Source organism: Bacillus sp. 05T31, assembly GCF_056396725.1.
Map to the genome: position 1 here is coordinate 1 of NZ_JBFTMA010000313.1, position 7,216 is coordinate 7,216.

Annotated in this window: 6 protein-coding genes and 1 pseudogene; all 7 read left to right on the forward strand. The window is 35.7% G+C overall.

What is annotated here, in order from left to right; all coding sequences use genetic code 11:
- Positions 1 to 331 precede the first annotated feature (331 nt).
- Positions 332 to 646 carry a hypothetical protein gene (locus AC1DJR_RS17890; RefSeq protein ID WP_429686865.1) on the forward strand — a complete coding sequence of 105 codons (315 nt, stop codon included), beginning with the start codon at positions 332 to 334 and terminating at the stop codon, positions 644 to 646.
- 73 nt (positions 647 to 719) lie between these two features.
- Positions 720 to 1,262: a DUF420 domain-containing protein gene (locus AC1DJR_RS17895; RefSeq protein ID WP_477003158.1), complete on the forward strand. Its 543-nt coding sequence runs from the start codon at positions 720 to 722 to the stop codon at positions 1,260 to 1,262.
- 116 nt (positions 1,263 to 1,378) lie between these two features.
- A complete protein-coding gene (locus AC1DJR_RS17900; protein ID WP_429686866.1) occupies positions 1,379 to 2,542 on the forward strand; it encodes an iron-containing alcohol dehydrogenase in 1,164 nt (387 codons plus the stop codon).
- 158 nt (positions 2,543 to 2,700) lie between these two features.
- Positions 2,701 to 3,453 (forward strand): DeoR/GlpR family DNA-binding transcription regulator, encoded by a 753-nt coding sequence (locus AC1DJR_RS17905; protein ID WP_429686874.1) that lies wholly within the window; start codon positions 2,701 to 2,703, stop codon positions 3,451 to 3,453.
- On the forward strand, positions 3,450 to 4,361 hold the full coding sequence (gene pfkB / locus AC1DJR_RS17910; protein ID WP_477003159.1) for a 1-phosphofructokinase: 912 nt from the start codon (positions 3,450 to 3,452) through the stop codon (positions 4,359 to 4,361). The genes AC1DJR_RS17905 and pfkB overlap by 4 nt, the downstream gene beginning before the upstream one ends.
- A 13-nt stretch (positions 4,362 to 4,374) precedes the next feature.
- A pseudogene (locus tag AC1DJR_RS17915) lies at positions 4,375 to 5,936 on the forward strand (PTS fructose transporter subunit IIABC).
- Positions 5,937 to 6,284: 348 nt separating this feature from the next.
- Positions 6,285 to 7,216: cell wall-binding protein EntD (gene entD / locus AC1DJR_RS17920; RefSeq protein WP_477003160.1), on the forward strand; the 932-nt coding region annotated here is incomplete at its 3' end.

Sequence of the window (7,216 nt, forward strand, 5' to 3'; positions counted from 1 at the left end):
AGTGGTAGCAGTAAGAAAATTACTAAAATACAACAATAGAAATAAAACTAGTTCAGCTTTGAGTCTTAAAAATAGAGTGGTAGCAGTAAGAAAATTACTAAAATACAACAATAGAAATAAAACTAGTTCAGCTTTGAGTCTTAAAAATAGAAATGAAGAATCCGTTCGATTCTAATTTATTGTTTTGGAAGAGAGTTACACCCAATCATTGCTATAAAAGAATCATATATAAACATAGAAACAAGTAATTACTATTGTCATAGTGAATATAAACTTTTTTCTTGACTTTTTATATGAAGGAGAGCAGAATGGTAAAAAAGGAAGGGGGATGATGATGGAAGAGTACGTATTAGAGCTGTATAACCTGTTATATACGACAGAATGGCAAGACATTGTTTCGTTTCTTGGGATATTATTTTGCATGAAAATTGTAATTGTATATATGGAAGAGCAAGGTATGTTCTATTCCTTCTCATCCCCGTCCGTTTTGCAACGTGAGCCGTTGCAAAACTATGCCAATGTAAATTACAAACAATTTCCTTTTGTTATATTCTTTATGATTCGTTTTATAACGGCGATTGTGAAGAAGAAGGAAAGTGACGAAGAAGAATGCCATCCAACTTGTAATATAGCCAACGCTTTTTAAGCTAAATACAAGGAGGAGATTTATATGTGGTTTCGATTTCTTATGATTGGTTTCTTTTCGAGGAGTGACCAATTTGGTGGATCAATCAACAAATCAGAAAAGCTATGCTCCTATTGTGATAACGCTTTCTGTAATTGTAAACGCGATTATTTTATTTTTGTTCTTTGGACCTGTTGGCTATGAAGGAGAATTACATTTTGATGTAACTATCTTACCAATGTTAAATGCAATTTTTAATAGTTTTACGTTTGTATTTTTATTAGCAGCTTTATTCTCTATTATTAAAAAGAATGTAAAAATGCACCGTGGTTTTATTCTTGCAGCATTTACAACGACTTTATTATTTTGTGTGTCATATTTATCGTATCATTACTTGGCACCRGCAACGCATTTYGGWGGAGAAGGWTTCATTAAATATGTGTATTTCWTCATYTTAATTACACATATTATCCTTGCAGCAATTATCGTACCACTTGCATTGTTCGCACTTGTATTTGGTTTTACGAATCAATTAACACGTCACCGTAAAATTGTACGTTGGACGATGCCGATTTGGTTATATGTGAGCTTATCTGGTGTTATTGTTTACTTAATGATCTCACCTTATTATCAATAAAAAATCCCAGCCTGAAGGCTGGGATTTTTTTGTTAAGCAAATTTGTTTGTGAAATTTTAAAAATATGGTATACAAAAGTATAGTTGCTTTTTATATGGAAGGGATGGTAAAGGTATATGCAAAATTTTGTATTTCGTAATCCAACAAAACTTATTTTTGGTAAAGGACAATTAGAGCAGTTAAAAACTGAAATTCCACAGTTCGGTCAAAAAGTTCTTCTCGTATATGGAGGAGGAAGTATTAAAAGAAACGGTATTTATGATAATGTAATTTCTATTTTAAAGGATATAAATGCAGAAGTGTTTGAGTTGACAGGTGTTGAACCGAATCCTCGTGTATCAACAGTAAAGAAAGGGATTCAAGTTTGTAAAGACAATGGAGTCGAATTTATTTTAGCGGTTGGCGGAGGAAGTGTAATCGACTGTACGAAGGCGATTGCTGCTGGTAGTAAATATGATGGAGATGTATGGGATATTGTAACGAAAAAATCATTTGCTAGCGAGGCGTTACCGTTCGGTACTGTACTCACTCTTGCGGCAACAGGTTCTGAAATGAATGCAGGATCTGTAATTACAAACTGGGAAACGAATGAAAAGTACGGCTGGGGCAGTCCAGTTACATTCCCTCAGTTTTCAATTTTAGATCCACTACATACTTCGTCTGTGCCGAGAGATCAAACGATTTATGGTATGGTCGATATTATGTCGCACGTATTAGAGCAATATTTCCATCACGGCATGAATACAGAATTACAAGATCGTTATTGTGAATCTGTTTTAAGAACAGTAATTGAAACAGCTCCTAAGCTTTTAAGTGATCTAGAAAATTATGAGCATAGGGAAACAATTTTATATTGCGGTACTATGGCGTTAAACGGCATTTTAGCGATGGGAGTAAAAGGAGACTGGGCAACTCATAATATTGAGCATGCAGTTTCTGCTGTTCATGACATACCGCATGGGGGCGGACTCGCGATTCTATTCCCGAACTGGATGAAGCATGTTATAGATGAAAATGTGAGTCGCTTTAAACAGTTCGCTATTCGTGTATTCGATGTAGAAACAGATGGGAAGACAGATAAAGAGGTTGCATTAGAGGGAATTGAGGCGTTACGTCAATTTTGGACTTCAATTGAAGCTCCAGTAACATTAGCTGATTACGCTATTAGAGAAAGTGAAATTGACTTAATGGCGGATAAAGCGATGGCTTATGGTGAATTCGGTAACTTTAAAAAATTAAATAAAGACGATGTTTTAAGTATATATAAAGCTTCTTTATAAGTGAATCGAAAAAAGAAACCCATTTGATATAACAATCAAATGGGTTTCTTTTTTGTTGTCTATAACTGTTTGTGACTGGTTTTGGTTATTTATGAATGTTTATGGTTGATTTTTGTGATCGTTTTCATTATACTGTAATCAAAGAAGAGGTGAAGAAAATGTTAACTCCTGAACGTCATCAAATGATATTGCAACTTGTAAAAGAACAAAAAGTTGTTAAATTGCAGCAATTAATTGAAAGAACAGAAAGCTCTGAATCGACAATTCGTCGTGATTTAGCACAATTAGAAAAACAAAGGTTATTAAAAAGAGTTCATGGTGGTGCCTCTGTTTTAACAGGAAAAGGACAGGAGCCAACGATGATTGAAAAATCATCCAAAAACATTCAAATAAAACAACAAATTGCCAAGTATGCGGCTAGTATTGTTGAACAAGGGGATTGCGTTTATTTAGATGCAGGAAGTACAACATTTGAAATGATTCCATTTTTAATAAATAAAGATGTTACTGTCGTTACGAATGGACTTATGCATATTGAAGCTTTAGTTGAAAATAATATTCGTGCATATTTACTAGGCGGGATGATGAAAAGTAGGACGAAAGCTTTAATTGGTGCTATGGCACAGGAAAGCATGCAAAAGTACCGTTTTGATAAATGTTTCTTAGGAGCAAATGGTGTACATGAACAGCTTGGTTTTACAACTCCAGATCCAGAAGAGGCACTTTTAAAACAAATGGCATTAACATTTGCGAACGAAGGATATTTCTTAATTGATGAAAGTAAGTTCTCAGAAGTTGCATTTGCGAAAATTGCCAATGTTGAAGAAGCGAATATTATTACAAACCATTTAGAAATTGATTTAGAAAAATATAAAAGACAAACCAATGTAATTGAGGCTGATAAACAATGATCTATACAGTTACTTTAAACCCATCTATTGATTATGTAGTACAAGTTAATTCCTTCGATTTAGGCGCAGTAAATCGAGCAGAGAAAGATATGAAATTTCCTGGAGGGAAAGGCATTAACGTTTCTCGTGTTCTTCATCGTTTAGGTGTTGAAAATGTAGCGCTTGGATTTACTGGTGGATTTACCGGTCGATTTATTAAAGATGTATTACAGGCGGAAGGTGTAACAACAAACTTCGTCCAAGTAGACGGTGATTCCCGAATTAATGTGAAAATAAAAGGGCAAGAAGAGACAGAATTAAATGGTCAAGGTCCTAATGTGACAAATGAGCAATTTGAACAATTAATGAAACAAATCGAAAGTATGAGGCAGGGAGATTGTGTTGTACTAGCTGGAAGTGTACCGGCATCTATCTCAACTACTTTTTATGAATCAATCGCAGCGCTCGGAGCTGAGAAAGGTATTCGCGTAGTAGTCGATGCAAGTGGAAGTGCGCTGCARCATGTAATTAAAAATAARCCATTTTTAATAAAGCCWAATCATCATGAACTTGGTGAGTTATTCGGAGTRGAGMTTTCAACAGTAGAAGAYRTTTTACCGTWTGGAAGAAAATTARTYGAACAAGGTGTAGAGCATGTTATCGTATCAATGGCTGGAGATGGGGCTTTATTATTTACGGCACAAGGTATATATGAAGCAACTGTTCCAAAAGGTGTTGTAATTAATTCGGTTGGGGCCGGAGATTCTCTCGTTGCAGGATTTGTAGGTAAATATGAACAGACAAAAGATATTGAAAAGGCATTTCAATATGGCGTTGCAACAGGGAGTGCAACAGCATTTTCAGCTGATTTATGTGAAAAAGAAAAAGTAGAAGAATTATTGTCGCAAGTAATTGTAACTAAGCGATAGGGGGAAGCAACATATGAAAATTACAGAACTATTAAAAAGGGATACAGTCATTATGAATTTGACAGCTTCAWATAAAGAAGCTGTCATAGATGAATTAGGTGAGAAATTAAATGGTGCTAATCGTTTAAATAGTAAAGCTGAATTTAAAGAAGCTATTCTAAAGCGGGAGTCACAAAGTACAACTGGAATTGGTGAAGGTATTGCTATACCTCATGCGAAGACGAATGCCGTTAAACAACCATCGATTTGTTTTGGTAGAAGTGTAAGCGGTATCAACTATGAGTCGCTTGATGGACAGCCTGCACATCTGTTTTTTATGATTGCTGCGAGTGAAGGGGCGAATAATACTCATTTAGAAACGTTATCTCGTCTCTCTACGTTATTGATGGATGAAGGGTTCCGCAAGCAATTATTAGAAGCAAAGGATGAGGATGAGCTTCTCCGTTTATTTGATGAAAAAGAGAATGAAAAAGAAGACGAAGAAGTTGAAGTAGCAAAGCCGGAAGGGAATGAGCCATACGTATTAGCTGTTACAGCTTGTCCGACTGGTATCGCTCACACATATATGGCTGCGGATAGTTTAAAAGCAAAAGCGGCAGAGTTAGGGATTGCGATTAAAGTTGAAACGAATGGATCAACAGGTGTAAAGAACGGTTTAACGAAAGAGGATATTGAACGCGCAACAGCGATTATCGTTGCGGCAGATAAACAATGTCTATTGGGGGAGGAAAAACAGGTGCGTTTTTATTCCTTGTACCAATCTTAGCTGGATTTATTGCGAGTTCTATTGCTGATCGTCCTGGTTTTATGCCTGGTGTTGTAGGTGGGTTTTTAGCAGCACAAGCGAATGCGGGATTTTTAGGTGGATTAATTGCTGGTTTCTTAGCTGGATATGTTGTTTTAGGATTGAAAAGATTATTTTCAGGATTACCAGTACAGTTAGAAGGAATTAAACCTGTTTTGTTATATCCAGTCTTTGGATTGTTGATTACAGGAGTTGTWATGCAAAAAGTAGTAAATCCGCCTGTAGTAGCATTAAATGAAATGTTAACAGGATGGTTAAATGGTTTGAACGGTACGAATGCTATATTATTAGGTCTTATTTTRGGYGGTATGATGGCAATTGATATGGGTGGTCCAATTAATAAAGCGGCATTTACATTTGGTATTGCTGCAATAGAAGCACAGAATTTTGGAGTGCACTCAGCAGTTATGGCTGGTGGTATGGTACCGCCACTTGCGATTGCATTCGCAACCACATTCTTTAAAACAAAATTTACAGAAGCAGAACGTAAATCTGGTTTAACAAATTATATTATGGGAGCATCGTTTATTACAGAAGGTGCGATTCCATTTGCAGCTGCCGATCCGGTTCGAGTAATAGTAAGTTGTGTTGTTGGTTCAAGTATCGCGGGTGCCTTATCTATGTTATTCCAAATTACATTGCCGGCACCGCATGGTGGATTGTTTGTTATCGCATTAGTGAATAAACCGTTGCTATATATTGTTTCTATATTAATTGGAACGATTGTTTCAGCTATTATGATAGGTGTTTGGAAGAAGAAAGTTAAATAAAAGATAAAAAGGGACAGCTAATAGGAGTTGTTCCTTTTTCGTTACAAAAAGTAATTTAATAATTGGATTATGATGGATTTTGGTAAAAGATGTAATGAAAAGTGATTTTTTTGTAACAAAAAAGTAATACTGTAATTTTTTCTGGAAAAAAATTCTTATACTAATTTGTGAGAAATATATGAAAACTATTGCTAATTTTGGTAGAAATACAATTCTTTAATATGGAAATTTATGTTACAAATCATTAATCGTTTATTACGAATGCTTTGTAATTGTGTGATTTTCGAAATTCTACAAAAAACTGTTGCTATAATGAGAACACGAAAACAAAGCAAATGGAGGCTATTCATGAAAAAATTATTAGGTATAGCAACAGCAGCAGTTTTTGGTCTTGGGATTTTTGCAGGTTCTGCTAAAGCGGAAACGATTGTAACAACAGATGTATTAAACGTTAGAGAAAACCCAACTGTAGAATCAAAACTTGTAGGTAAAATGTTAAGTGGAAATAAATTAGATGTTATAAATACAGAAAACGGATGGTCCAAAATTAAATTAGATGGTAAAGAAGCTTTTGTAAGTGCTGAGTTTACGAAAAGTTCTTATTATGTAACAGCAAACGTATTAAACATTCGTGCTGGAGCGAATACTGATTCAGAAATTCTTGGCACGCTTAAAAAAGATGACTTGATTGAAACGACAAATCAAGTACAAAACGAATGGTTACAATTCGAATATGGCGGGAAAGCGGCGTATGTTCACATACCATTTTTAACAGGTACAGCACCTGTTATTGAAAGAAAAGAAGTTCCAGCTCAAGATGAAGCGCCAACTAAGGTGAAAACGGCGGTTAAAAATGATACATCAGTTAAGGTGAAAGCGCCGGCTAAAAATGATACGGCAGTTAACGGAAAGGAATCAGTTAAAAGTGGAGCATCAAGTAAACCAGTAGCGCAAGCGAAGCCGGCAACTAAGCCAGTGGCAAAATCTACTGAAACAAGTGAACCTGCTGGTCGTGAAATAACAGTAGAAGCGACAGCTTACACAGCTCACCCGAGTGAAAATGGCACATATGGTGGTCGTGTGTTAACTGCGATGGGGCATGATTTAACAGCGAATCCAAATATGAAAGTTATTGCTGTTGATCCGAAAGTAATTCCTCTCGGATCAAAAGTGTGGGTGGAAGGATATGGAGAAGCRATTGCTGGAGATACTGGTGGCGCGATTAAAGGAAACCGTATTGATGTTTTAGTTGGTTCAGATAGCACTGCTGATAGTTGGGG